The sequence below is a fragment of the Nostoc sp. C110 genome, assembly GCF_043099725.1.
GTDB lineage: Bacteria > Cyanobacteriota > Cyanobacteriia > Cyanobacteriales > Nostocaceae > Nostoc > Nostoc muscorum_A.
Genome location: NZ_CP171148.1, coordinates 4,418,369 through 4,445,334, shown reverse-complemented (window position 1 = coordinate 4,445,334; position 26,966 = coordinate 4,418,369). Strand labels below are relative to the sequence as shown.

18 protein-coding genes and 1 pseudogene are annotated in these 26,966 nt (G+C 41.9%); 8 read left to right on the top strand and 11 right to left on the bottom strand.

Going from position 1 to position 26,966, the window contains the following annotated elements; translation table 11 throughout:
• The first annotated feature begins 11 nt into the window (after positions 1–11).
• The 3 genes and pseudogenes from ACFFRD_RS24385 to ACFFRD_RS24375 all read left to right on the top strand — a co-directional run.
• The gene (locus ACFFRD_RS24385; protein WP_392478010.1) at positions 12–1,331 is read left to right on the top strand and encodes an acetyl ornithine aminotransferase family protein; all 1,320 of its coding nucleotides are present in this window, start codon (positions 12–14) and stop codon (positions 1,329–1,331) included.
• 85 nt (positions 1,332–1,416) lie between these two features.
• Positions 1,417–2,346, top strand: a complete 930-nt coding sequence (locus tag ACFFRD_RS24380) for a DUF1338 domain-containing protein (protein ID WP_392478008.1) — start codon at positions 1,417–1,419, stop codon at positions 2,344–2,346.
• A gap of 47 nt (positions 2,347–2,393) precedes the next feature.
• Positions 2,394–2,846, top strand: a pseudogene (locus ACFFRD_RS24375) (DUF4277 domain-containing protein); the annotation flags it as partial.
• Positions 2,847–3,051: 205 nt separating this feature from the next.
• Here ACFFRD_RS24375 and ACFFRD_RS24370 read toward each other — a convergent pair.
• Complete coding sequence (locus ACFFRD_RS24370; RefSeq protein ID WP_392478006.1) at positions 3,052–4,173, bottom strand: IS630 family transposase; 1,122 nt, start codon at positions 4,171–4,173, stop codon at positions 3,052–3,054.
• Positions 4,174–4,214: 41 nt separating this feature from the next.
• Between ACFFRD_RS24370 and ACFFRD_RS24365 the strand changes: the two genes are divergently transcribed.
• Together ACFFRD_RS24365 and ACFFRD_RS24360 are read left to right on the top strand one after the other, a co-directional pair.
• Positions 4,215–5,534, top strand: coding sequence for a transposase (locus ACFFRD_RS24365; RefSeq protein WP_392478004.1), 1,320 nt, complete (start codon positions 4,215–4,217; stop codon positions 5,532–5,534).
• Entirely contained in the window at positions 5,521–5,826 is a 306-nt protein-coding gene (locus ACFFRD_RS24360) for a hypothetical protein (protein ID WP_392478002.1), read from the top strand. The genes ACFFRD_RS24365 and ACFFRD_RS24360 overlap by 14 nt, the downstream gene beginning before the upstream one ends.
• Positions 5,827–6,181: 355 nt before the next feature.
• Here ACFFRD_RS24360 and ACFFRD_RS24355 read toward each other — a convergent pair whose 3' ends face one another.
• The 4 genes from ACFFRD_RS24355 to ACFFRD_RS24340 form a co-directional block, all read right to left on the bottom strand.
• Positions 6,182–6,742 carry a DOMON-like domain-containing protein gene (locus ACFFRD_RS24355; RefSeq protein ID WP_392478001.1) on the bottom strand — a complete coding sequence of 187 codons (561 nt, stop codon included), beginning with the start codon at positions 6,740–6,742 and terminating at the stop codon, positions 6,182–6,184.
• Entirely contained in the window at positions 6,739–7,857 is a 1,119-nt protein-coding gene (locus ACFFRD_RS24350) for a phosphotransferase enzyme family protein (protein ID WP_392477999.1), read from the bottom strand. Before ACFFRD_RS24350 ends, ACFFRD_RS24355 begins: the two co-directional genes overlap by 4 nt.
• A gap of 405 nt (positions 7,858–8,262) precedes the next feature.
• Positions 8,263–9,573 (bottom strand): Tudor-knot domain-containing protein, encoded by a 1,311-nt coding sequence (locus ACFFRD_RS24345; RefSeq protein WP_392477997.1) that lies wholly within the window; start codon positions 9,571–9,573, stop codon positions 8,263–8,265.
• A gap of 519 nt (positions 9,574–10,092) precedes the next feature.
• Entirely contained in the window at positions 10,093–10,326 is a 234-nt protein-coding gene (locus ACFFRD_RS24340; protein ID WP_392477996.1) for a hypothetical protein, read from the bottom strand.
• A 52-nt stretch (positions 10,327–10,378) separates the two neighbouring features.
• Here ACFFRD_RS24340 and ACFFRD_RS24335 point away from each other — a divergent pair, with 52 nt between their 5' ends.
• Positions 10,379–16,474 carry an SdiA-regulated domain-containing protein gene (locus ACFFRD_RS24335; RefSeq protein WP_392477995.1) on the top strand — a complete coding sequence of 2,032 codons (6,096 nt, stop codon included), beginning with the start codon at positions 10,379–10,381 and terminating at the stop codon, positions 16,472–16,474.
• A 448-nt stretch (positions 16,475–16,922) separates the two neighbouring features.
• On the opposite strand, the gene ACFFRD_RS24330 is transcribed toward ACFFRD_RS24335, so the two are convergent.
• Together ACFFRD_RS24330 and ACFFRD_RS24325 are read right to left on the bottom strand one after the other, a co-directional pair.
• A complete protein-coding gene (locus tag ACFFRD_RS24330) occupies positions 16,923–18,365 on the bottom strand; it encodes an MlaD family protein (RefSeq protein ID WP_392477993.1) in 1,443 nt (480 codons plus the stop codon).
• Positions 18,366–18,479: 114 nt separating this feature from the next.
• Positions 18,480–19,262: an ABC transporter ATP-binding protein gene (locus ACFFRD_RS24325; protein WP_114085175.1), complete on the bottom strand. Its 783-nt coding sequence runs from the start codon at positions 19,260–19,262 to the stop codon at positions 18,480–18,482.
• Positions 19,263–20,003: 741 nt separating this feature from the next.
• Here ACFFRD_RS24325 and ACFFRD_RS24320 point away from each other — a divergent pair.
• Entirely contained in the window at positions 20,004–21,047 is a 1,044-nt protein-coding gene (locus ACFFRD_RS24320) for a low specificity L-threonine aldolase (RefSeq protein WP_392477991.1), read from the top strand.
• Positions 21,048–21,148: 101 nt separating this feature from the next.
• On the opposite strand, the gene ACFFRD_RS24315 is transcribed toward ACFFRD_RS24320, so the two are convergent.
• The 4 genes from ACFFRD_RS24315 to ACFFRD_RS24300 all read right to left on the bottom strand — a co-directional run bounded on the left by ACFFRD_RS24315 (position 21,149) and on the right by ACFFRD_RS24300 (position 25,325).
• Entirely contained in the window at positions 21,149–21,589 is a 441-nt protein-coding gene (locus ACFFRD_RS24315) for a thermonuclease family protein (protein ID WP_392477989.1), read from the bottom strand.
• Positions 21,590–21,671: 82 nt separating this feature from the next.
• Positions 21,672–22,235 (bottom strand): HD domain-containing protein, encoded by a 564-nt coding sequence (locus ACFFRD_RS24310; RefSeq protein ID WP_392477988.1) that lies wholly within the window; start codon positions 22,233–22,235, stop codon positions 21,672–21,674.
• A gap of 83 nt (positions 22,236–22,318) precedes the next feature.
• Positions 22,319–23,584: an ATP-binding protein gene (locus ACFFRD_RS24305; protein WP_392477986.1), complete on the bottom strand. Its 1,266-nt coding sequence runs from the start codon at positions 23,582–23,584 to the stop codon at positions 22,319–22,321.
• Between the two features lie 631 nt (positions 23,585–24,215).
• The gene (locus tag ACFFRD_RS24300) at positions 24,216–25,325 is read right to left on the bottom strand and encodes an S-(hydroxymethyl)glutathione dehydrogenase/class III alcohol dehydrogenase (protein ID WP_163928671.1); all 1,110 of its coding nucleotides are present in this window, start codon (positions 25,323–25,325) and stop codon (positions 24,216–24,218) included.
• A 357-nt stretch (positions 25,326–25,682) separates the two neighbouring features.
• Here ACFFRD_RS24300 and ACFFRD_RS24295 point away from each other — a divergent pair, with 357 nt between their 5' ends.
• A complete protein-coding gene (locus ACFFRD_RS24295) occupies positions 25,683–26,966 on the top strand; it encodes a valine--pyruvate transaminase (RefSeq protein WP_392477985.1) in 1,284 nt (427 codons plus the stop codon).

Sequence of the window (26,966 nt, the reverse complement as noted above, 5' to 3'; positions counted from 1 at the left end):
TTGCAAAAATAATGTTAAGTATACCTATTAACTTAAATTTACCTCGTATACCCCGTTTAATAACTTCTTTACCTGGGCCTCTTGCTCAAGCAATTGTACAACGCGATCGCGCCGTAACTTCCCCTTCTTACACCCGCGATTACCCGTTAGTTGTATCTCGCGGCCAGGGCTGTATGATTGAAGATGTGGATGGCAATGTATTTCTGGATATGACCGCAGGTATTGCTGTTACCGCCACCGGACACGCCCACCCGGAAGTCGTCAAAGCAATTCAAGAACAATCCGAACGTCTGCTGCACATGTCAGGGACAGATTTTTATTATGAACCGATGGTGGAATTAGCGGAACAATTAGCGATTCGCGCCCCTTTTCCTCAACCACAGAGTAACAGTGTATTCCCCGCAAAAGTATTTTTCACCAATTCCGGGGCAGAGTCAAACGAAGGAGCAATTAAACTAGCCCGATATTACACCAAGCGATCGCTAATTGTGGCTTTCTTAGGTGCATTTCACGGACGCACTTATGGGGCAATGTCTCTCACGGGTTCTAAAGCAGTGCAGCGAGCTAATTTTGGGCCTTTAGTTCCTGGGGTAACTCATATTCCTTATGGGACTCACGCTAGCTTAGATTACCTGGAACAACAGCTATTTGGCACAATTTTACCACCCCAAGAAGTAGCCGCGATTGTAGTTGAAGCAATTCAGGGAGAGGGCGGGTATATCGTACCAGAGGATGGTTTTTTAAAACGGATTCGGGATATTTGCGATCGCCACGGTATTCTGATGGTAGTGGATGAAGTGCAAGCAGGAATGGGGCGGACTGGTCGCTTATTTGCGATCGAGCATTGGGGTGTGATGCCTGATATTATTACCACTGCCAAAGGTATCGCCAGTGGTCTGCCATTAGGTGCGATACTTGCCAGACCAGAGTTAATGACTTGGCCCCCAGGTTCTCACGCTACCACATTTGGCGGTAATCCTGTAGCTTGTGCTGCTGGTATTGCCACACTGCGACTGCTGGAAAGTGGTTTGATGACCAACGCTACCCAGATGGGAGAATTCTTACAAGCTAGTCTTACCCAGTTGCATCAAAGATTTCCGAGAGTATCGCCGCCACGAGGTAAAGGTTTGATGGTAGCCGTGGATTTATTGGATGAACAGGGTAATCTCGATCATAAATTGCGCGATCGCATTATTCAAGAAGCTTTTTTACGCGGTTTATTATTACTAGGTTGCGGTAAAGCGGCAATTCGTTTCTGTCCCCCTCTAGTTATCGACAGCGACCAAATTCAAATCGCCCTTCAGATTATCAGTGATATTTTAAGTCCTTAAAAGATAACGGGGACAAGGGGACAAGGAGACAAGGGGATAAATAAAGTGTTTTCCCCAATGCCCAATGACAAATGACAAATGACAAATGACAAATAAAATAGCCTTAAATTTATGGAAATTACTTTGGCAAGAATACAGCGCCAGAGTAAATCATGCCCGTATCTACCAGCAAATGATAACTGCTGCGGGTGGGACTGTTGCCAACGACCACATCGCCTTTCGGTCTTTGCGTTTATTAGTAGATAGTCCGCAGGGTCAAGTTAATTTAGGAATTGACTATCTCGCACAATTTGCAGAAGCTTTGGGTTACGTGGCGGCTGGAGAGTATAATTTTGCTCAAACTCATCTATATGCCCGTCATTATCGCCATCCACAGCAAGAAAAATTTAACTTACCCAAACTCTTTATCAGCGAGTTGATTGTTGATGAACTGCCTGCTAATATTGCTCAACTCATATCTCAAACAGTATCTGCAATCCCACACCAACTAACCTCACCCGTTACTCTTCTCAAAAAAGACGCGAAGATTGAAACTATTGCCAAACAACTTCAGCAAGTCTTCACCCGTCCTTGGCTACCTCCCAGGCGTTCTGTTGTCGAAGAGGTCAATCAGGTTACTCAGTATGGGGCTTGGGTGTTGCTGCACGGATATGGTGTCAACCATTTTACAGGCTACGTCAACGGACAGAATACTCCAAAATATCCAGATATTGATACTACCGCTAGTGGTTTGGCTCATCTGGGTGTACCAATGAAAGCAGACATAGAGGGAAATATTGCCTGTGGTTTGCGACAAACTGCAACTCAAGCTGTAACAGAAATGGTGACAGTGCTAGATGATAACAGTGGCGCAGAAATTCAGATCCCTTGGACTTACGCTTATTATGAAATTGCCCAGCGTTATCTAGTCGAAATCGAGCCTGGAAAGCAGATACTTTTCGATGCTTTTTTAGGAAGTAATGCCCAGCAATTGTTTGAAATGACTCGTCTATCCCACATTCCGCAGGTGCGATAGTAAATGCTGTATTTTTGAAAATGACCTAAATGCTGCATTTTAGAAGCATGACAGCATCACCATTAGAGATCAGAGTACAGGATATTGACCACTGCGGCATAGTCGCAGGCATCTGTGATGAGATGAATCTAGTAGAACAAATTAACCGACTCCTGGGAACTCACTCTCAAGAAATCATCAGTGCAGGTCAAGTTGTAAAAGCAATGATTTTAAACGGCTTAGGGTTCGTCAGTGCGCCATTATATTTGTTTGAAAAGTTTTTCGTAGGCAAAGCGACAGAGCATCTTTTAGGAGAAGGGATACGTGCAGAACATTTAAACGATGACCGTTTAGGTCGAGTATTGGACAAACTATATGAGGCTGGATTAACCGAAGTATTTGTGACAGTGGCGCTTTGTGCAGCAAGTAAATTTGGGGTCAAAATGGACAGCCTGCACCTCGATTCAAGTTCATTTCACGTTGATGGGGATTACATAAACAACACAACAGCAGAGAACGCATATCACTTGCCCAATCCGAACTTCGGCAGTTGTTAAACCAAGAATTTGCTTGCTCAAAAGCAATACCGTTGCCAAAATAAGAGCATGAAGAGGTAGGGCGTTTCGTAGTAGAGTTATTGTCTCTCAAAACGACAACTCAAAAGCTACAAGCAGCCCATGCCCAATATCTTATCATTGTTACAATGTCTGCTAAGCTAATCGGCATTTAAATTGCAATGTAGGCACTATTGCCCTTGTTTTTTATATTTCGATGCCACTTAATGACTAGCTCACCCTGGTTCAATAGCCTATCGAGTAAAGACTTTAACTCATCTACTGATTGAAATAGACGATGAGCAATGTATTCCTTACATGAATACCAGACTAATTCGATGATGTTGTAATCAGGACTATATGCAGGCAAAAACTCTAATACGAAATTAGGGAGTTCCTGGGCGATTTTAACGAGAATGTCCTTACGTTTATGGAAACTAGCATTATCTAAAATTAAAATAATCTTGGGGCCAATCTTCTGAAAATCATCGTTGCTGAATCTAGAGCTTATCCACTCTTCTTTAATTAATTTATTTAGTTGCTGTAATTGCTCATAAAAGATATCTCCCTCACCTTTTTTAATAAAAAAACATACTCGTTTCCGATCTCCTTCTCGGATTCCTCCCATAACATTGACCCGACCACGCCGACGTTGCCCTGTAAGATTTTTGCGTTTTCCTCGCTTACCCCAATTTTTACGGCGAATCACACGTAAACTGAAACCGCTCTCATCCCAAAACCATACCTGCATCCGCTCTGGTTGCTCTCTTGCTATTGTCAAATATTGGGCAAGCTTCTCTTGGAATTCTGCTCTAATTAGAGGATCTTGTTTAGATTCTAAATCATACTTAGCCCAAATATAACTATACTTTTTTCGCTTTAATATCCTCCTAACTTGAGAACTACTTAAATCAATTCCTGTTTGTTCTGTTAAATATGTTGCTAATCTTTCTGCTGTCCATCGACAAAATTCATAACCCAAATCTGATGGTTCTCTATCAACTGTTTTTAATAACAGTTCAATATATTCAGGCGTGGCTTTTCGGTTATGCTCATACTCTCGTTTATTATGTAAACTTTCTAGGTTATCTGGATCTCCATGCATACACCAATAAGCAACAGTTCTGGGCGAACAACCTAGAAATCTAGAAATTTCTTGTTGTGTTTTGCCATCGTTTTGGAGCAGAATAATTAAAATTCTTTCCCTTACGTGCGGTAGTTCGCTCTCCTTAAGAGCCTGCTGTAGCTGAGTAACTTGTTCTAAAATTAAAAAGTTTTTGGCTGGTGGTGGCATACTTTTTTCAATCGGCTCTGCATTTATATTATGCAGCTTAAATGCCGATTAGCTTACCGCAGATCAACGCCACAACAATGCGGCAATTTAACCAAATAATCCTGGCTATGTTAACGATGAGCGGGCGAGTCACGATGTTGGGAATCTCGCGTTGGGCAGGTACTGGTGGTAGTTATCGGACGATATTAAGATTCTTTCAGACAGTAATACCTTGGGCTACATTGTTTTGGCTATTTTTCTGCAAGCATTTGTTCCGTGCGAATGAGGTATATTTGCTTGCAGGAGATGAAGTTGTAGTCAGTAAGGCAGGTAAAGAAACTTATGGGTTGGATAGGTTCTTTTCCAGTCTGATCAGCAAACCTATATCAGGAATATCTTTCTTCACATTGTCATTAATAAGTGTTGAGCAAAGGCACTCATTTCCAATTGGGATAGAACAGGTGATCAAGAGCAATGTAGAAAAAAGTAACCCATCACCAACCCCAGAAATAAACAAGAAAGAGAAACGTAAGCGTGGACGGCCAAAAGGGAGCAAGAACAAGAATAAAACAGAGGTAGTTCTTACATCTGAATTACTAAGAATTAAGAAGATGATTAATGAGTTACTCAAGTTAATAGCTAACTTGATTCCCCTGACTTACTTAGTTTTAGATGGTCATTTTGGAAACAATAATGCTTTGCAGATGGCTCGACAGGTTAACTTGCATATAATTTCCAAGTTACGCCACGATTCAGCATTATATATACCTTACCAAAATCCTGACCCCAATCATCGTTCACGCCGTAAATACGGAGATAAACTGGACTGGCGTAATATTTCTGATGAATATTTGCGTCAAAGTATTATTGAAGAGGATATCCAAACCGATACTTACCAAGCTGGTTTACTGCACAAAGAATTTGCCCAAATCCTGAATGTAGTTATTTTGGTTAAAACCAATCTCAAAACTAATGCTTGCAGTCACGTCATTCTTTTTTCTAGTGACCTAAAATTGTCATCTGAGAAAATAACTGACTACTACAAACTGCGCTTTCAAATCGAGTTTAATTTCCGTGATGCCAAGCAATTTTGGGGATTGGAAGACTTTATGAACATCGGTCAAACTGCGGTGACTAATGCTGCTAATCTAGCATTCTTTATGGTTAATTTATCTCATCATCTTCTCGCCGATTTCCGCACTCTTAATCCCGACTCCGGCATTATTGACCTTAAGGCTCATTATCGTGGCTTTCGATATGTCCATGAAATCTTGAAAATGCTTCCAGAAATCCCTGAGCCTATTTTATTAAACCAGATTTTTGCCAAGCTTACTTCTTTAGGACGTATTCATCCCGTTTCTACGGGCGTTGAACCCTCGTAATTTGGCAAAGGTATTGTTATTAACTAACCTGCGGAATGTTGGTTTTACTGTGGGTTATTTACTGGGTGGGCCTGGTATTGATACTCAAAGAGTTTTAGGAGTAGGAACGGCTCAACGTAATTTTGCTGCTGCTTTATTAATAGGTACGAGCAATTTTGACGATCCTAATGTGGTGAGTACCATTATGGTGACAAGTTTATTAATGATGGTTTCAGTTCTGATTTTGGGGAAAAAGTTAACAGAAGTAGACCAAGGACAGGGTGCAAAAGTAGAGTCGGTAGAAATTTCATGAGTAACCCTCCACTGCTCCCACGACCGAGTTGAGTACAACGTTGCTCTAAATTTTAGAATGATAACTTGAGTCAGCTACTCACAGTAAATTTTTGAATAGTATAGGACTTATGCAATAACTCTCTCAAACTCTTATTCCTTTGCGTCCTACCCTGCGGGAAGCCGCTCCGCGTCTATGCGGTTCGTTTTTTCATTATTTTGCGTAAGTCTTGTAGTATAGGAATCCGCTTTGATTTTTGTTCGCGTAGCGTGGCGTAGCCATATTTACTTGCGTGGGAAGGCAAGAGGCAATAGGAAAGAAGGCTTTTTGAGTTGTACGGAGTTTTTTCAAAAATCAAATATGAGTCCTATAGTATTTACAACTCAATGATAAAACTGTCTCGCAGATGAAAGTCAGCCTCTGTGCCTCGATGAGTTAACGCCCAGTAAGTTACTTCACCATCTCTATCTTTAATAACGCTAGTAATGGCAACTTCAATTGCTTGTTCCATAGAAATGATTTTATCTAAATCAACATTTAAGGCTATTGCTAAACTATCAGATTGATTTTGAACATTAAAAGGGAGATTTTCAAAAGCTGTTTCCTCTTGCATTCCTTGACGATACCCATCAAGACGATAAACATTCCAGTGTCCACTTGGGGACAGGTTAAATTCCCAATACTGTTGAGAATTTTTGATGCCAAGGAAGAACTCGAAACAGGTTTCTTGCCACAATTCATGCTTGCGTAACGATGTATTTGATGGTTGGGCAATACCTCCGGTAGGCTTTGCCAACGCAATTTCTTTTAAATAGCCTTCAAGCATATAGTGGATGGCAAATTGATTACCATTTCGGCTGATATTGCCTGCAATTTTCAAATTAGGCAGCGATTTAGTAGAAGGGAAGAGTTGTAGAGAAAATGTCTGGTTGTTCATTTCAAGTCTTTGATAATGTTACGAATCTGCGTTTCTTGAGATTCAATACTTTCGGTAAGCTTAAACTGCACGATCGCTCTTGCCAAGTTATGTTCTGGGTGCTTAACTTTAAAGTAGACATTCCCGGCTAAATAATCAGCAAAAAATCTCAATCCTAATTCAAAGGCAATGAGACGGATGGCATCATATATGTATGCATAGTCATTATCGGTAAGAAATGCCTTTGCCACAGAGAGATAGCCTTGCAAGATTCCCTGACAGAGGTCAGTATCGAAATGAACACTTTCCCAATTCTCTGTTTCTTCTCCAGCCTGATTGCAGCCCGATCGCAAACAATCGCCAATATCGTAATGTACCAGACCTGGTTTAACGGTATCGAGGTCGATGACGCTGACGGCTTGCTGGGTAACAGTGTCGAACATAACGTTATTAATTTTGGGATCGCCGTGCATCAGACGCAGAGGTAGTTTGCCCTCAGCTTTGGCATTTTCTAGGATATGTGCAAAGGCTTGGCGATCGCTAACAAACTGTAAACAATAATTAACTTCCGAAGATTGACTAGCACTAGTTTTCGCCAACGCTTCTTCGTAACGCTGGAGGTAAAGCGGTGTAATATGGAATCCTTGAAGAGTGTCAGCGAGTTTTTCTGGTGGTAAATCACTGATTAAATTGTGGAACATCCCCAAAGCATAACCGATTTCTTTCGCTTGTGAGCGATCGCGCATAGTATCGAAAGACTGGGAGCCTTCAATAAAGCTAATCGCCCGCCAAAAGGAGCCGTCTGCATCCTGACAGTGGTCTTGAGCATCCTTAGTTAATAGTACGCGCGGTACTTCCCAGCGACGATTGAGGGAGATATGCTGTAACTGTTTATGAACATGCTCAGTGAAGGTACGCATATTCTGCATAATCAGTTTTGGCTGACGAAACACCTGTGTATTGATGCGTTGCAGGACAAAATGTTGTTCTTTTGGGGAATCTAGAGTGACTAAGAAAGTGTCATTGATATTACCACTTCCAAAGGCTTTAACGACTGTAACCTTTCCTACTTGGGTGAATTGATCTGCGATCGCAATCAAATTCTCTGCACGTTGTGTATTAAATTCTTCTGTCATCTGTTTAACCTGCTACTCCTCACATACATTGCACGAAGGCAATAGGGGATATGGTAGCGCGTCAAAATAATTCGTAATTCGTAATTCGTAATTCGTAATTTTTAAAGGTAATAGTGCTAGCACAGGGTGTGACACCGATAGCGAGTATTCAGCAAGCTACGCGCAGCGTCTCGTAGAGAGGGTAATAACCGAATGGCACTAAGTTAATCGCAAAGCCCTGATATAACTTGCTTTTTGAGTGTGGGGAGTGTGGGAAGTGTGGGGAGAAAGAGGAGAAATTTAATAACTGCATATCAACAAATGCTGCATTGCCTCCCCATCCTCCCACACCTCCCACACTCCTTGATTTCTCACAAGTGAGAAATCAAGGATATTGCTCTTGCCGACCCTGTGCTAATTCAGTAGTTAAGAAATTTCGTCGCTATCAACCCACTCATCATAGGATGAGTCATAACCAATATAGTGAACAAAGTATTGCTGATTTTGGATTTGCTGAATCGTTGCAGAATACCAAGCTTCTTGGTCTTCATCCCAACATTTTACTTTTTGACCAACTGCATATCCATTGTCATCCGCAGCGCGAAGATCGCGAGTCCGAATGTCATCTTCGCCCACCCACTCGTCATAAGATGAACCATAGCCAAGGTAATGAATAAAAAATTGGTCATCTTGAACTTTCTCAATTGTTCCCTGATACCAATCTTCGTCTTCACCATCCCAGACTTCTACTGTTTTGCTGACTTCATACTGAATTTTATCTGACTTGACAGCAGAAGCTGATGAAACATCTTGAATAGGCTTTTGTTGCTCTTGTTTAATTTCCTCTTTTACGAAAGTGTATGCTTCCAAAATCAAGCCGCGAGCGACGCTTTGAGTTCCGGTATGCTCGTAGTAATTGGTAGTTTGATCTAGGAATACTGCGACAAAATCTAAATTATCATCAGCAATCTGAATAAAACTACCCAAATTACTAGAAATTGATTGCGGGGTTACACCTGTCTTAGATACTAAGTTATTCATCCAACCTTGTACGGAGTTAAAACCCTGACTGATAAAACCAACTTTATCAGAGGGATTACTACCTGGTAAAAAGTTATTGATAGCTAAGAAAACCGGATTTTGAGTTATTGCACCAGCATCAGTGCCACTAATAACTCCGTGAATTTTGCTGAGAAAATCGGGGCCTAATGGCAGAATTCCGTCTATACAAACTAAAGCTACCATCCGCATTAAGGAGGCATTTTGATAGTTGTTAGCAAGGGAATTAGCAAACTCTTGGGGGTTAGGCTGAGGAATACCATTTAGTTTGCAAAAGGCGATGATTTCGACAGCGATTTTCAGTGCCAAGTCAATAGATTGAGTTACATCAGCTTTGGGAGTAATGTTGCCTAAAAAAGACAGAAAGCCGATTTTTTCACTAACTTTATTCGCTAAAGCTGCTGCTGCCATAGCTGTGTCTGCCTTATCAATTGTTTGATAAAGCTTGATTGCAAACTGGTAGCCTTTTTGAGGATCTTCGTATAATGCGACAGCGCGATCGCGGATTCTCTGAATTACCTTAGCATCGGTTTCCCCAGTGATGCTGCGAATACTATTTTCAAACCCCGTCAAATTGCTCCACTCACCTGGCGCTACATAATCAAGAGCCTTTAAAACTTTGACAGTGATATTGTCAGTTGGTAATTCGTCAACCAACTGAATAATTGATTTATCCATCAGCCGATCCTCAAAACTCAAAGTTATGCTTACAACACAGTTCAACTAAAACCACAACAAGTAATACCAGTTGCTTACCTTACGGGAAGCCTTTCTCTGGCCAACGCTGCGCGAATTACTGAACCGTATTAATAGAGTTCCCCGACTTGACCAAAAAATAACAAGTGGCGATCGCTACCAATATTTTTTGGTTAAGGGGGAAAGGGGAAAGGGAAAAGGTTTGAATTTACCTTTCCCCAGACCACACCAGAGATGGAAAGTACTTATCCGAGAAGTATTGGATTGCCTCTCATCTGCTGACTTTTCAATTAGCTGAGTCTACATTTGAGCCTAACTCCATGCCAAATATTTGTTTTTTTAACCTTTTGCTAGCTGTTCCTTAAACTTACCGGGATAGGTTGAAGTTGATAAGTACGAATTAATACTAATAAAGTATGTAGCTATTTTTTGCTAGTTACTTCGGTCTTTCATGCCGATCTTGTCTCATGTTCGCCCAAATACTGAAGTAAGTTTTTGCATCTATCCTTTTGTAGTTATGGGAGCGATCGCCCCACAAATCAGTGTGATCTCTCTTTTGGTCTGGGGAAAGGTTAAAGGGCAAAGGGGGAAAGGTAAATTCAAACCCTTTCCTTTTCCCCTTTCCCCCTTAACCAAAAAATATTGGTAGCGATCGCTTTTGGACTGTTTAAGAAGTGCGGACAACTTTGGATAAATCCCAAGAGCGATCGCACTTAATACATCGCTTCGGATCATTTGGTTGATTTTTTGAGAATCTGAAACAAACTAAAGAGGTTAAATAATTCCTATGGCTTTAACACAAGGGGATATTGCTTTTATATCCTTCAATGCCGATGAAGATGGCTGGTCTATTGTTACATTTGTAGATATAGAACCGAATACAACTATTTATTTCACTGATAATGAAGCTACTAGCACGACAGCTTTTAACACTGGTGAGTCTTATTTTCAATGGACATCAGGATCTAGTACGATAAATGCTGGTACAGTAATTCGCTTTACTGGAGTTGATGTTGCCACCCTTGCTGCATCAGTTGGAACTCTCTCTCGTGCCACGGTATCAGGTAGCAGTAACTACGGTCTTTCTGCAAGTGGTGACGTTATCTATGCTTTTCTTGGCTCTAGCGCATCTGCTCCAACTACGATTTTAACTGCGGTATCATCAGGAGATGTTGTAACGCCTGGTGATCCAATTGCAAATGCAGGATTAACGGTTGGAGTTAACGCAATAGTATTAAGAACTAGTGCTGACTATGGTGAATATAGTGGCTCTAGAACTGGACAATCTAGCTTTGCAAACTATAAATCTTCAGTCTTTAATGTTAACAACTGGACGGTTGATCAAACTGATGGTACTTACACCACAACTGCTCCAAATACCACGAATTTTGCGATCGCCGCATCAACCTCCACTGTCTCGATCGCAGCCCAAGATACCAACGCTGCCGAAGCTGGCACTGATCCTGGTATCTTTCGCATCTCTCGCACAGGCAGTACCACTGATGCCCTAACGGTAAATTACAATGTTGCCACGGGTGCTGGACAAGCCACAAGCGCAGATTACACACCAACCCTAACAGGCACAGCAACCATCGCTGCCGGAGAATCCTTTGTCGATGTCACCATTACACCTGTAGACGATCCGACAGTTGAAGGAACTGAAAGCGTCACTTTGACTCTGAATAGTACCGCCGACTATACTTTGGGTGCTACTGCTACTGCAACAGTGGCGATCGCTGACAACGATACGGCTGTAACTTCCATCGATCTCTCCACCTACGTCCGTATCGGACGTTACGACCTACCCGAACCTACCCGAACCACTGCACCAACCAATAGCTTGCTGGCTCAAGAAGTCTCGGCTGTCACCTATAACAAGGATACCGACACACTGTTCGTTGTCGGTGATGGCGGCAGAGCGATCGTGCAAGTATCGAAGACGGGACAATTAATCGACTCAATGACACTAGCTTCTGGCAGTAGTCCCCAAGGAACTGAATTCTACGATACAGAAGGGCTTACCTATGTCGGTGACGGCAAGTTTGTCTTGATTGAGGAGCGAGACAGACAGGCTAATTTATTTACCTATGCCCCAGGAACCACCCTTACCAGAAGCGATGTCCAGACCGTAAAACTCGGTACAACGGTTGGAAATATTGGCATCGAAGGTATCTCCTATGACCCACAGACTGGTGGCTTCATCGCAGTTAAGGAGATTACACCCGAAGGAATTTTTCAAACAAACATCGATTTTACGGCGGGAACTGCAAGTAACGGTTCGCCCACCACAGTCAACTCTACCAATCTTTTCGATCCAGCATTGGCTGGGCTTGCGGACTTCGCGGATGTTTTCGCATTGTCGAATCTATCAGCCTTGAATGGGCAACCCGACTCCAGCCGCCTGCTGATCTTAAGCCAAGAATCAGGCAAAATCGTCAACATCGATCGCACTGGAAATATCTCTAGCTCATTAACCATCGCCTCCGATGCGGGTAATCCTTTGTCCGTTGTGGATCAGGGGAATGAAGGAATCACGGTAGACAAGAACGGATTGATTTATGTCGTTAACGAGAATGGTGGAGGTGATATCGATCACCCTCAACTTTGGGTCTATGCACCATCCTCATTTACTTATGCGAATCAAGCCCCTGTAGCCGTCAGCCTTGCAAATACCGTCACCAGCTTGTCAGAAAGCACCAGTACTGCAACTCCCTTTAAAGTTGCCAACATTATCGTCAGTGATGACGCTTTGGGAACAAATACCCTCAGCTTGACTGGTGCAGATGCGAACTCCTTTGAGATTACGGACAATGCTTTGTTCCTGAAAGCGGGAACCACCCTAGATTTTGAAACTAAGACCAGCTACAACGTCAGCGTCAATGTAAATGACACTACCGTCGGCAATAACCCAGACGCAACTACGGCATTTACCTTATCAGTCACCGATGTAAATGAGAATCCTAGCAGCAGCAGTATCTTCATCACTGAAGTAGCTCCCTGGAGTAGTGGCAATTCGCCCGTCGCCGCAGACTGGTTTGAACTTACCAACAAGGGTTTGAGCGCCGTAGATATCACGGGCTGGAAAATTGACGACAACTCGAATAGCTTCGCCTCCTCTGTCGCCTTAAGCGGTATTACAACTATCGGCGCAGGTGAATCGGTAATCTTCATCGAAGGAGCTACCGTCAATCCTACTTTCCTATCCAACTGGTTCGGCGCAAACCCACCAGCCGGCTTGAAAATCGGCAACTACTCTGGTTCAGGCATAGGCTTGGGTACGGGTGGTGATGCCGTAAATATCTACAATTCCACTGGTGCTTTACAGGCTAATGTCGTCTTCGGAGCATCTCCAGCCGCAGCCCCATTTGCCACCTTCGATAATGCCGCCTTGTCAAACAATGCCACGATCGCAACACTGAGCGCTGTGGGAGTCAACGGTGCATTCGTCGCTGTAAATTCAAGCGTGGAAATCGGCTCTCCAGGGACTATTGTTTCGTCTCTACCTACAATTGCGATCGCAGCCCAAGATGCCAACGCCGCCGAAGCTGGCAATGACCCTGGCACCTTCCGCATCTCTCGCACAGGCAGTACCACCAATGCCTTGAGCGTAAATTATACAATTGCCACGGGTGCTGGACAAGCCACAAGCGCAGATTACACACCAACCCTAACAGGCACAGCAACCATCGCTGCCGGACAATCCTTTGCGGATATCACCATTACACCTGTGGATGATACGACAGTTGAAGGAACTGAAACTGTCAGTTTGACTTTAAATAATAGCGCCAACTATACTCTCGGTACTGCTACTGCAACAGTGGCGATCGCTGATAATGACGCAATTCGGATTCACGACATTCAAGGTGCCGGGCATATCTCAGCCTTGAGAGGTCAAACCGTTAGCAATGTAGCGGGAATTGTTATAGCTACAGCTAGTAATGGTTTCTACTTGCAAGACCCCAACCCAGATAGCGACGTTCGCACATCTGAAGGTATTTTCGTCTTCACCTCAGCAGCACCAACTGTATCCATCGGCGATTCTATATTAGTCAATGGAACAGTCACGGAGTTTCGTCCCGGTAATAATGCAAATAACCTGACGGTAACACAAATTACTAGCCCCACAATTGTCACCGTTTCCACTGGCAATGCTTTGCCAACTGCCACAATTCTGGGTAATGGCGGCAGAGCTATCCCAACTACAGTCATCGATAACGATACTACTGGTAATATCGAAACTGGAACGACCACCTTTGACCCTGCCCAGGATGGCATCGACTTCTACGAAAGTTTAGAAGGAATGCGAGTACAGGTTAATAACCCAGTCTCCACTTCACCCACTGGAAACTTTGGGACATCGCAAGAAATTTGGGTACTAGCAGACAATGGGGCAAATGCCACTGGACGCACAGCTCGCGGTGGTAGCCTAATTAGTGCCTCAGACTTCAATCCTGAACGGATTCAAATCGATGATCTCAACAATGCCTTAGTGCTACCTGAGATTAATGTTGGTACGCAACTTAGCACTGTTACTGGTGTCGTTAATTACGACTTTAGTAACTATGAAGTTTTAGTATCGGCTGCTCCCACAGTAGTACAGAACAGTACCCTGCAAAAAGAAGTCACCAATTTAACTCCCACCACTGACGAACTGACAGTTGCTACCTTCAATGTCGAAAATCTTGACCCAAGCGATGGGGCAACCAAGTTTAACAACCTTGCCAGCCGCATTGTCAACAATCTGAAATCACCAGATATCATTAGTCTGGAAGAAATTCAGGACAATAACGGAGCAACGAATAATGGTGTAGTTGATGCCAGCACCACCTTCCAAACATTAATTAATGCGATCGCTGCTGCTGGTGGCCCCACATATCAATATCGCCAAATTGACCCAGTAAACGGTACAAATGGCGGTGAACCTGGGGGAAATATCCGAGTGGGCTTCTTATTTAATCCTGCTCGTGTCAACTTTGTAGATCGCCCCGGTGCTACTTCCACCTCCAGCACCACAGTTAGCAACGTCTCTGGTGTTCCTACTCTTTCTGATAGTCCTGGTTTGATTGACCCCACCAACTCGGCTTTTACTAGCAGTCGCAAGCCGTTAGTTGGTGAATTTACTTTCAAGGGTGAAACTGTTTATATAATTGGCAACCACTTCAATTCTAAAGGTGGCGACCAACCATTATTTGGCGTGAATCAACCGCCAATTCTCACTAGCGAAGTCCAGCGTCAGCAACAAGCTACCTTGGTGAAAAATTTTGTCCAAAGTATTTTAACGATCAACCCTAATGCCAATGTAGTAGTAGCGGGTGACTTGAATGACTTTGAGTTCTCCAACCCAGTCACCACTCTAGAAAGCGCTGGACTGACTTCCTTAATTGAAACTCTGCCTGCAAACGAGCGTTATACCTACAACTTTGAAGGCAATGCCCAAACACTCGACCACCTTTTAGTTAGTAGCAACTTGCTTGGCAAGCTAGATGCCTATGATGTCGTTCACGTCAACTCAGAGTTTGCCGATCAAGATAGCGATCATGACCCTAGTGTGGCTCGGTTTAATTTAAATGATGCTCCCACAGCTTTATCATTGAGTGCTACAAATATCAATGAAAATGTGGCTGCCAATACTGTAATTGGTACATTTAGTACTACAGACCCGGACACCGGCAACACTTTCACTTACAGCTTAGTTTCTGGAACTGGTGATGCTGATAATGCTGCTTTTGCGATCGCAGACAACACCTTAAAAATCAACGCTTCCCCAAACTTTGAAACCAAATCTGCTTACAGCATTCGGGTACGCAGCACCGATAATGGTGGACTTTTCTTTGACAAGGCGTTGACCATCCAAGTTAACGATGTCAATGAAGCTCCGACAGTAGTGCAACCCCTTGAAGACAGAATCATCTCCACAAGCAAGCTTTTCTCTTTCAACGTCGGTGACAAATTTACTGACATCGATCAAGGCGACACCCTTACCTACACTGCTACGGGTTTACCCACTGGATCTGATATCGCTAACACGGGTCTGATATTCGGCAATATCTCCCAAGCTGGTATTTTTGCCGTCACTGTTACTGCTGCTGATGGCAAAGGTGGTAGTGTTAGCGATACCTTTGACCTGACTGTTGCCAATAACAAGGCGACATCTGGCAACGACATTATCTTTATCGACCAACTTGTTGGTGTGAGCGTATTTAATGCTCTAGGTGGCAATGATCGCGTCATCGGCACTGATGCTAATGAAACACTCAGTGGTGGAGCAGGCAATGATTATATTGATGCCAAGGGTGGTAATGACTCTCTCTTGGGGAACGATGGCATTGATACACTTTTAGGTGGGGCAGGTAATGACATCCTCGAAGGTGGAGCAGCTGATGACATCCTTCTAGGTGAACTTGACAATGACACACTTCTTGGTGGAGGAGGTAATGATAGCCTCGAAGGTGGAGGAGGCAATGACAACCTCAATGGTGGAGCAGATAATGACACCCTTCTAGGTGGACTTGGCAATGACATCCTGGCTGGAGGTGGTGGCAATGACCACCTGATTGGTTGGGGAGGTGGTACAAACGAAATTGACCAACTCAACGGCGCTCAAAGTGCAGATACTTACATTTTGGGTGATGCTAGTTCAGTTTTCTATGCCAAATCTGGCAATGGTGACTACGCCGATATTGTTAACTTCAAAGCAAGCGATCGGATTCAGCTTAAAGGATCTGCTGACAATTACTTCTTGGGGTCAGCATCAGTATCTGGATTTAGTAGTTCATCTGTGGGCATTTTCGCCAATAATGGGACGCAATTAGAATTAATTGCGGTTGTGGAAAGTGGATTAAACCGCAATTTGGCAACAGATACTCGGTTCGTGTTTGTCTAAGTCTAATTTTTCTAAGATAAAAAGGTGCGTTATGCCTTTGCTTAACGTACTATGACAGGCTAGATCAAAATGATGCGTTACTTCGTTAACGCACCCAATAGCGCAATACTCAAGTTTAATTCTGTCCTTTTCTGAGTTGGAGAGGGACAGATTTTTCAATACGGTTCGGTTAACGTTTTAATATTTTGAAGATCCTCCCAACCCTGCTTAAAAAGAGGGGCTTATAACCCTCTTCTTCACCCTTTTTAAGGGGGTAGCCGCAGACGGGGGGATCTTAACCGAAAGGTATTGGATTTTCTGTAGAGCGATCGCCCAAGAACAGGGTTCCACCGTTGAACGATTGTGCTAAATTAAACATCTGGTGAAAAAGAATGTAGAGACATTGCAATGCAACATCTCTACAAAAGTTTCAAGTCACGCATCATTAATTTCTGGAGATGTCTATTGCCTATTTTTCCGTCTCCAGTTGATCTCGTTGCTTACCATACTCCCGCAGCTGTTTTAACAAGACTTCTTGGGATGAGTTAGGAATAGACAGACTGGGGGTTGGCTGAAGGTTGATATCACTACTTTCAAAATTAGCAGGTGAAGGATTAACTTCATAGACGGGTAGTGACTTGTCATTAGACATTGCTTGTTGGGTTGGTGCTGGGGTAGGAATTATTAGATTATTTGGTTTTCTCACAGCAGCTTTGACCGAATCTAGAGTAGTCGCAACTTGTACTTGTTGCTGCATATCTTGTGTAGAAGAGACTAAACCACTTAAACCATTCACCAATTGCCGCAAATTTTTTCGGAAATTAGGATCGCCTGTCAATTCATCCAAATCAGATGTAATTTTTTGGGTATTTTCAAAGGTGACTCGTGCTGAATCTAAAGTTTGTTGCAGCAGCACCGCATTTTTGGGATCGTTTAAAGTTTTAGAAGCATCGCGTAAATTAGCTGAGGCTTGCGCTGCATTTGCTGAAAGAGCTTCTAAATTGTTGAGTAATTCTCCTTGAGTCAATCGATTGACAGATGGTGATAGGCTACTGACTGTAACACGTAGTTGGTTGCTGGTTTCGGTGATATTATTTAAAGCGCCAACCAGCGAAGAACGATTTGTTGTCACCAGATTATCCAGGTTGTTGAGCAAACGATTTGCTTGAGTTGCAGTTGCACCGAATTTATTTACTGTTTGATTTGCAGATGTATTAAGTTGGTTTGTCGCTCGTTGCACTGAATTAGCAGTGGCTGAAAATGTATTTAATTGTTGTCGCAAGCTTTTAGTCAAACCTTGTAAATCCTGACTTAGTTCAGTAAAACTAGATGCTGCACTTGTGGTAGTTTCTAGAACCCTATTGACATTTCTATAAAATTTGGGGTCATTGTATGATGAGGCTAGATCGGTTGAACTGCGAATTAATTCATCAACACTGATGCCAATCTGACCTTTTAAGCGAGAGCCATTACAGACAATCAAACTGGAATCGCAACTTTTATCTAGGGGTCTAGCAATTACAACCCCAGGAGGTAAAGTTGTTTTTGGTGTAATGTCAATAATACTTTCGCTAATTAATCCACTTTGATTAGCTTCCACCACGACATTCCGGGGGATAATTAAGTCAGTTTGGGCAATTTCAATTTCTATATCAATCGCATTCGCTTTTGGTAGAACCTGAGAAATAGTTCCTACTTTAACACCTCGATAGCGAACTATTGCTCCTTTTTGCATTCCGCCAGCGTTAGCAAATTCCACAATAATTTTGTATGAACGGCCAGCAGCAGTAAATCTATTTAACCACAAAAAGAGTAACCCAAATACTCCTAGTCCTACCAGGAGCAACAACCCCACAGAGCCTTCTCTAAATGTTCGCCCAGACGCGAAGCGGCTTGTCATAAGACCTCGCATATTTTTCCTCTACCCAATAATTAGTTATGAGTTGGGAGTTTTGAGTTAGGAGTTATGAATTGAATTTAACTCTCATTCCTCATTTTTCACTCCTCACTTTTCACTTTTCAGTTTCTAACCGACGACTTGAATCGGCCCTTGCACGCTTCCACTCATAAATTGTTTGATCAAGGGATTTTCTGTGTTGTATATCTCACTAACTGTACCCTGCCACTGCACTCTACCTTCATAGAGAAATATAAGTCTATCAGCAGTACGGCGAATAGTACTGTCTTGATGGGTAACAACAGCGTATGTACTACAAACTCCATTCAAACATTGCAAATAGCGGATTAAATCTTCGATTACAGTTGAGGCAATAGGATCGAGTCCGGCTGTTGGTTCATCGTATAATAGAACTTCTGGACCTTCTGACGGATTATCGGGGTTAGACATGATTGCACGGGCAAAACTTACCCGTTTTCGCATTCCCCCGGAAAGTTCGGCTGGGTAAAGGTGGCTTATTGATGGCAAACCGACCATTTCCAATTTTTCTTTTACCAAATCTCGAATGCGCGATCGCGGCAGCTTTGAATTTTGATAAAGTAAAAATCCCACATTCTCCTCCACCGTCAGCGAATCAAATAGCGCCGCCTGTTGAAACACCATACCAATGCCAACTGGCTGTCCACTATCCTCAATCAAACCGTCCCGCCGCACTCCTTGCACATAAATTTCTCCTTCATCAGGAGCAAGTAACCCCGCCATTACCCTCAAAATTGTTGATTTACCAGTCCCTGATGGCCCAATAATCCCTAGTGCTTCTCCCCGGTAAATGGTCAAGTCTACATTATCTAGAACTTTATGGCTACCAAAGGACTTAGAAACACCTTTTAGTTCAATCAATGGTTCAGTCATTAGTTATTAGTCATTAGTCATTGGTGAGCCGGTGCCTTGGGCAGGTTCCCCAATTTGTACCCTTACAAGGAAGCAAGCTACTGGCAGGGCATTGTATAGTACATTATAAGTATATGATTGGCATTCTAATTAGCAAACTTTATTTTTTTAGCATAATATTTACTTATTTGCCATTTTCAATGTCCCAAAATCTCCTCAACCCAAAGCTGAGAAATACACCGTAGTAACTTAATGTCTCAGTAAAGAGAAACTAAAACTCCAGTTTTCTGTGGACATTAGCAAATCCATTTAATAGTATATTCATCCTATTAGAGGCTATAACTACTCAAACAAAAGCCAATAAATGATTAACCGTTTAATGTAAGATATAGCAATTTTATTTTTGAAATTCAAATTTTGCGAACTACTAACTTATCTTAAAAGCTAGTATTATAGTTATTTAAAAATAATTTACAATTGCTCTACAAATATAGCGGTTATTGCTTGGGTGCAGTACAGTTTTTACCTCTCTCCTAAAAGGAAAGAGGCTTTGAATTTTACTCCCCTTCCCTTGAAGGGAAGGGGCTGGGGGTTAGGTTTGTATTCCATGCAATTGGGAACCGCTATATTTAATTGATTACCATTAGCAGAGTTATTATCTAATTTGAGATATTAATATCTTTCCTAAATCTTGTAGTTGTCAACTACCAAAATTATTTACTAATATTGTAATAATTACTAAGAAAAATAAAAGTAGAGATTATGAGTAGCAACTTAGAACAGTTTGCAAGTGATAATTCTTCTGGTATTTGTCCAGAGGCACTGGAATATACGATTAGAGCAAATCAGGGTAGTGTTCCAGCTTATGGGAATGATGAATGGACTCAAAAAGCAACAGATTATTTTCGAGAACTCTTTGAAATTGATTGTGAAGTATTTTTTACCTTTAATGGTACAGCCGCAAATTCTTTATCTTTAGCTGCCCTTTGTCAGTCATATCACAGTGTGATTTGCCATGAAACATCTCACATAGAAACAGATGAATGTGGCGCACCTGAGTTTGCATCTAATGGTTCTAAACTTTTACTCGCTCAAGGGAAAAATGGCAAGTTAACATCAGAATCTATAGAGGCAATTGTGACTAGACGCACTGACATTCATTATCCAAAGCCTAAAGTTATTAGTATTACCCAATCAACTGAATTAGGAACTTTATATTCTATTGAAGAACTTCTAAAAATTAAAGAAGTAGCGAAAAAGTATAATTTAAAAATTCACATGGATGGCGCTCGTTTTGCAAATGCAGTTGCCGCTATGAATAAAAGCCCTGCTGAAATTACTTGGAAAACTGGAGTAGATGTATTGTGCTTTTGTGGTACTAAGAATGGAATGGCATTAGGTGAAGCAATTCTTTTCTTCAACAAAGAGTTAGCAGAAGATTTTGATTATCGATGTAAGCAAGCAGGTCAGTTAGCTTCAAAAATGCGGTTTATTTCTGCTCCCTGGTTGGGTTTATTAGAAACTGGTGCTTGGCTAAAAAATGCCAGACATGCTAATCAATGTGCTGAATATTTAGAAAATCAACTGTTAAATATAGAAGGCGTTGACTTGATGTTTCCCAGAGAAGCCAACGCCGTATTTGTGAAATTACCTGAACAAGTCATTCACACCTTAAAAGCAAATAACTGGCAGTTTTATACATTTATTGGTGTGGGAGGAGTACGTTTTATGTGTTCTTGGAACACGACGCAATCAAGGATTGATGAATTGATTGATGATATTAAAAAAGCAATCATAGCTATCTGATTGGTAAAAATTCGTATTATCCAGATATCCGATTTCTTTAAAAAGTCGGGTATCTGATATCAATTACATCTGGGGTTCCTCCCGAACAACCTGATTTGATATTATTTTTCATGAAACTTCAATTGCATCTTTGATTGCTGCCACAATCCCAGGTGCTTATTTTTAGCATTGGCTTCTGCAATTAAATATTGGGTTTTGCTTTCGTAGCAATTTTGTAAAGATTCTCTGTCAACGACAGCATTACCTGACTCTACCAAAAGGAGATTTACTGACCGATTATCCACAAACACTTCACCAACTGTACGACCATTTTCGAGTTGTTCTATGCTTCTAATCACAACAGGAGTTTTAGGTGGTAGTAGCTGTTTTAACCTTTGTGTCGCTGCTAAAGTATACACCTGTCCAACCGCTTTTGGTGCATTAATACACGCTAGCCTGACTGGAATTGTTTGTCCGACATTATTTTTAACTAAAATTGTGTTTCCGTCTGTAACACCAACTACTGTAGCTAGCACCAACATTAGTTCAAGTAATTCCATCATTTTGTATGTAAGAATTTATGCATGAATATCATGTTATTGCAGTGCTTAGGTTGCTAGTGTGATTTGACTCACAAAAGACTATTTAATTGATAAATGCTTTGTAATCTTCAATTAATTTTGCCAAGCGGGAAGCAAGAAATGGGCTTGCATCCTGCAAAGCTTCATAAATCTGAATACCTTCTTCTCGATATCGAATAATTTTGTCTTGAGTCCAATAATGTGGTGGTGCTTGCAGGTTAGTAATTCTATCTGCTAATTTCACCATCCATATTTCTTTTGGTTGCTTTTTTATCCTTTGTAAACTATCTGCCATTTGGAGATTTTTTGCTAAATTTTCATCTTTAGTCAGTGCAAGTACACCATTAGCTACTGATTCACCAAATTCAATTCTGATTTCCTCAAACGTTGTATTAGTATCTTCGATTGTGTCATGCAAAATAGCACATTGAATAGCAAGATTTCCATCATGTTCTGTTTCCAAACTTAGGGCTGCAATTACTTCCATACTCACAAGATTCAAGTGCATAAGGTAAGGTATTTCTGAACCTGCCATTTTTTGACCTTGATGTGCGTATGCTGCTTTCTTTAAGGCTTTAATGTAAATTTCTTGTGACCAGTTTTTTGGGCTGAGTTGATATTTTTGCATTTATCGATTTTTCTCATGAAGTGATGCAATGCTATGTATCACAATCCTAAATAGGATAACCGTAGCAGAAGAAGTACTTGATATCAAGGAACTACAGGTAATTGAACACTCACGGTAGTACCTGTTAAGAGGTCAGAACAGATTGATAGTTCTCCATTATGAGCATTGACAATGCGTTTGGTAATAGCAAGCCCTAAACCAGTGCCACAAGGTTTTGTGGAGAAGAATGGCTGAGAAAGCTTGCTTAGAAATTCTGATGGAATTGGTTCACCGCCATTGTGAACATTAATATAGACTTTATTTATATGGGAACAATCGACTTTACATTTAACAATATCTCCTGGTGCAACTGCCTCACAAGCATTACGAATAATGTTAATAAATACTTGTTTAAGTTTGTCCTTATCCCCTAAAACTTTTACTATAGGTAACACCGGAACAAATTCAATTTTTCGTTCCAGAGCTTCTGGCATTTCATGAATGTATGCCAGCAACTCATGAATGAATTCATTCACATCTAACTCACAAAGCTGCAATACTTGGGGCTTGGCGTATAGCAAAATTTCACTTAGCAGGCGCTCTAAACGACTAGATTCAGTCAATGCCAACGCCAATCGCTCTTGAGCAGATTCTGTTAAAATGCTTTTTCGGAAATACTTTAATCCCATAATCATTGTAGTCAAGGGATTACGAATTTCATGCACAATCATGGCGGCGAATTCACCAATAGCTGCCAATCGTTCCTGTTCTAAAAGCTTGGCTTGGGTTGCTTGTAATTCTGCGGTGCGTTTTTCTACCTCAGCTTCTAAAATATGATTAAATTTGCACTGTTGTTGATAAAGATGATAGTTGTCAATTGCTGTTGCGGCTCGTTCAGCAAACAATTCCACTATTTGGATATCTTCTTTTGTAAAATCACGCGGTTGGTGATGAAAAGAACAGATAGTGCCAATTACCTTGTTTTCAGCAGTCCGCAGTGGTATCCCTAAATATGCACAATAACCTTCTGGAGCCTGTCCATATTCTGGGTGTTTTTGAGCATCTTTCACGGCTAATGAGTGACCCATTTGAATAACAGTACCAGTTAATAAACCATGTAGTGAATAAATATGTTCACCCTCGCCCATTTCAAGACTACTGGCTAGAACCGTTTCAAACCCCTCCTGGCAAAAAGTAACAACTGTCCAATCAACTCCAATAAGTTCGCTGACTCCACAGGCAATATTATGTAAATAGCTACCTAGTTCACCAGTTCGATAGTTTAAAGAAGACAAACGGATTATAATTTGCCGCTCACGCTGCCAAGTTTGGTTGTGCAACAATATTTCGTCATCACTAGTTTTACTCATGGATACTTATTGCAGGGGTTATGAAAATAATTTCAAAAATCGACTGGATAGTTGTTTTGACCAAGCTGTACTATTTTGAGAGAAAGATTCTACTAGACACATTATGCTATTTACATACAACCAACTGATTATTTTTTAGTTGAATAAATGTAAAAATATACAACAATGATATATTGAAAAATCAGTGGTGTCATCGTGAGTAAAGTCAAACAATCTCAGAGTGTTATGTAGCGTAATCTATCGGAGATATCGCTTGGCTTGAGTTTGCTGGATTTACCATGATATGGTTAAGTTTATTTATATCTAAACCTCATCTATGTTGAAATCTAGAGTTTTTTAAAAGATATATTTATGTAGATTGGGTGGAGTTAAATGCAACCCCACATTACCATCTTATTTATGTTGGGTTACGCGATCGCTGCACCCAACCTACAAAACTACGGTTCTCAAAGTAGACGAGGTTTAGCTCAGAGTTGTTAGCGAAGAAATAAGCTTTAATTTTGGAATCTTGAAATTTTATTTAGGCTAAAACACGAGATTTTATCTTGTGTTTTAGCTTAAGTTGACACAACTGACAGATATACTTCCCTACTGTTAATTTTATTTTGAGAAAAAGCTTTGAATCTAACAGCTAAAAAGTCACCACACTCCGAATTGATTCACCTTTGTGCATCAATTCAAAAGCATCATTAATTTGTTCAATCGGCATCACATGGGTAATTAAATCATCAATATTTATTTTGCCTTGCATATACCAATCAACAATTTTCGGCACATCTGTACGCCCTCTCGCACCTCCGAATGCTGAACCTTTCCAAACGCGCCCAGTTACTAATTGAAAAGGACGAGTACTGATTTCCTGTCCAGCGCCAGCAACACCAATAATCACGCTGACACCCCAACCTTTGTGACAGCATTCTAATGCTTGACGCATAATTTTGACATTACCGATACATTCAAAACTGTAATCAGCACCGCCTTTTGTTAAGTCAACCAGATAGGGAACTAAATCACCCTCTACTTCCTGGGGATTGACAAAGTGCGTCATCCCAAACTTTTCTGCCAAGGCGCGTTTGCTGGGATTAATATCCACCCCGACAATCATATTCGCTCCTACCATCCGCGCTCCCTGGATGACATTTAAGCCAATACCACCCAAGCCGAAAACCACTACATTTGCTCCTGGTTCCACTTTGGCAGTATTGATAACTGCGCCAATACCAGTAGTAACACCACAGCCAATGTAACAAACCTTTTCAAATGGGGCATCTTCCCGAATTTTTGCCAGGGCGATTTCCGGCAGCACCGTATAGTTGGCAAAAGTGGATGTACCCATATAATGATGAATCATCTGCCCGTCGATGCTAAAGCGACTGGTGCCATCGGGCATGACACCGCGTCCTTGAGTTAAGCGAATGGCTTGACAAAGATTAGTTTTGAAGCTGAGACAATATTCGCACTGGCGGCATTCGGGAGTATATAGGGGAATCACATGATCCCCTGGTTTGAGACTGGTGACACCAGCGCCTACTTCTACGACAACACCAGCGCCTTCATGCCCCAAAATAGCCGGGAATAAACCTTCGGGATCGTCACCAGATAGGGTAAAAGCGTCGGTATGGCAAATCCCACTGGCTTTCACCTCAACTAACACTTCGCCAGCTTGTGGCCCCGATAGTTGAACGGTTTCAATCGTTAACGGCTTACCTGCGCTGTAAGCCACTGCTGCTTTAACTTGCAACCTCAGCCCCTCCTATATATAGTTAATAGTTATTTGACGTTCTCCACCGTGGTTCAAGACGGGAATTCTTTCACTTTTAGGACTTACGCAAAACTACACGCAGTAAGGCAATACCCTGCGGGTACTCCGTTGGAGAACTCGTAGTGTAGCCGCTTTGCGTCTGCATGAATTACCCTATCGGAAAATAAAAGTTTAGGCTATTTTTTGTGTAAGTCCTGACTTTGTTAAAATATCATTCTCTCGCTAGATTGGTTAAGGCGGCGACAGCTGTTTTGGCAACGATGTAAACTAGATGTCAGCAGTAACCCCCAAATAATTTGTCCACCTCTCGATTAATACATTATTTTGTCACAGCTTATGAACCCTGCCCTAACTCAAATTGGCGCTCAAATGTCCAACCTGACTGGCGTAAGAGCAATCATGAAGGATATTATCGAGACATTAAGAGGGGGTGCAGGGCAGCAATTTATTAATTTGAGTGCTGGTAATCCGTTGATTTTGCCAGAAGTAGAGCAGTTATGGCGGGATTGTACTGCACAGCTTTTGGCTAGTCCAGAATATGGTGAGGTAGTTTGTCGTTACGGTTCAAGTCAGGGCTATGCACCATTAATTCAAGCGATCGCTAACGACTTTAACAAACGCTACGGGTTAAACTTGAGCGATCGCAATATTCTCATCACCCCCGGTAGTCAAACCCTCTACTTCTACGCTGTGAATAGCTTCGGTGGCTATACCCCTAGCGGCGAGTTAAAACAAATCGTTTTGCCCCTCAGCCCTGACTACACAGGTTACGGCGGCCTCTCCTTAGTTCCAAAAGCTTTAACTGCCTACAAACCAACTCTCGATATTGATGAAGCCGCCCACCGATTTAAATATCGCCCCGACTTCAGCCAACTGTCGATTTCAGAAAATACGGGTTGTATCCTCTTCTCTCGCCCTTGTAATCCCACTGGTAATGTCCTCACTGAGGATGAGGTGAAAAAGATTGCTGCCCTAGCTGCGCCTTACAATCTGCCCGTGTTAATTGACTCAGCTTATGCGCCTCCCTTCCCAGCATTGAATTTTACCGAAATGACACCAGTGTTTGGCGATAATATCTTACACTGCATGAGTTTATCAAAAGCGGGATTACCAGGAGAAAGGGTTGGTATTGCCATTGGCGATGAAAAGTGGATTGAAGTGCTGGAGTGTTTCCAGGCAAATATTGGTCTCCATTCTTCACGTTACGGCCAAGCGATCGCAGCTCTTGCAATCAACTCTGGCGCTTTAGTGGAAATTTCTCACACTGTCATCCGTCCCTTTTACCAAAATAAGTTTACCGTTTTAGAAACCAGCTTAGAACAAGCGATGCCCAAGGATTTACCTTGGTTCCTTCATCGCGGTGAAGGAGCAATTTTTGCTTGGTTGTGGTTACAAGATTTACCCATCAGTGATTGGGAATTTTACCAGCTAGTTAAGCAAGTAGGTGTGATTATTGTCCCAGGAAGTAGCTTCTTCCCCGGTTTAGATGAAGAGTGGGCGCACAAACACCAATGTTTCCGCATCAGCCTCACAGGTACAGATGAAGAGATAGCCACTGCTATGCAACGTTTAGCAAAAGTGGCTGAAGAAGCTTATAAAGGTGCGGCGGTGACTGCCTAG

Bases quoted from the DNA above. Each gene is read 5' to 3' on its own strand.
- ACFFRD_RS24385 (WP_392478010.1), top strand. From the start codon at position 12: ATGTTAAGTATACCTATTAACTTAAATTTACCTCGTATACCCCGTTTA.
- ACFFRD_RS24380 (WP_392478008.1), top strand. From the start codon at position 1,417: ATGACAAATAAAATAGCCTTAAATTTATGGAAATTACTTTGGCAAGAA.
- ACFFRD_RS24370 (WP_392478006.1), bottom strand. From the start codon at position 4,173: ATGCCACCACCAGCCAAAAACTTTTTAATTTTAGAACAAGTTACTCAG.
- ACFFRD_RS24365 (WP_392478004.1), top strand. From the start codon at position 4,215: ATGCCGATTAGCTTACCGCAGATCAACGCCACAACAATGCGGCAATTT.
- ACFFRD_RS24355 (WP_392478001.1), bottom strand. From the start codon at position 6,742: ATGAACAACCAGACATTTTCTCTACAACTCTTCCCTTCTACTAAATCG.
- ACFFRD_RS24350 (WP_392477999.1), bottom strand. From the start codon at position 7,857: ATGACAGAAGAATTTAATACACAACGTGCAGAGAATTTGATTGCGATC.
- ACFFRD_RS24345 (WP_392477997.1), bottom strand. From the start codon at position 9,573: ATGGATAAATCAATTATTCAGTTGGTTGACGAATTACCAACTGACAAT.
- ACFFRD_RS24340 (WP_392477996.1), bottom strand. From the start codon at position 10,326: ATGATCCGAAGCGATGTATTAAGTGCGATCGCTCTTGGGATTTATCCA.
- ACFFRD_RS24335 (WP_392477995.1), top strand. From the start codon at position 10,379: ATGGCTTTAACACAAGGGGATATTGCTTTTATATCCTTCAATGCCGAT.
- ACFFRD_RS24330 (WP_392477993.1), bottom strand. From the start codon at position 18,365: ATGCGAGGTCTTATGACAAGCCGCTTCGCGTCTGGGCGAACATTTAGA.
- ACFFRD_RS24325 (WP_114085175.1), bottom strand. From the start codon at position 19,262: ATGACTGAACCATTGATTGAACTAAAAGGTGTTTCTAAGTCCTTTGGT.
- ACFFRD_RS24320 (WP_392477991.1), top strand. From the start codon at position 20,004: ATGAGTAGCAACTTAGAACAGTTTGCAAGTGATAATTCTTCTGGTATT.
- ACFFRD_RS24315 (WP_392477989.1), bottom strand. From the start codon at position 21,589: ATGATGGAATTACTTGAACTAATGTTGGTGCTAGCTACAGTAGTTGGT.
- ACFFRD_RS24310 (WP_392477988.1), bottom strand. From the start codon at position 22,235: ATGCAAAAATATCAACTCAGCCCAAAAAACTGGTCACAAGAAATTTAC.
- ACFFRD_RS24305 (WP_392477986.1), bottom strand. From the start codon at position 23,584: ATGAGTAAAACTAGTGATGACGAAATATTGTTGCACAACCAAACTTGG.
- ACFFRD_RS24295 (WP_392477985.1), top strand. From the start codon at position 25,683: ATGAACCCTGCCCTAACTCAAATTGGCGCTCAAATGTCCAACCTGACT.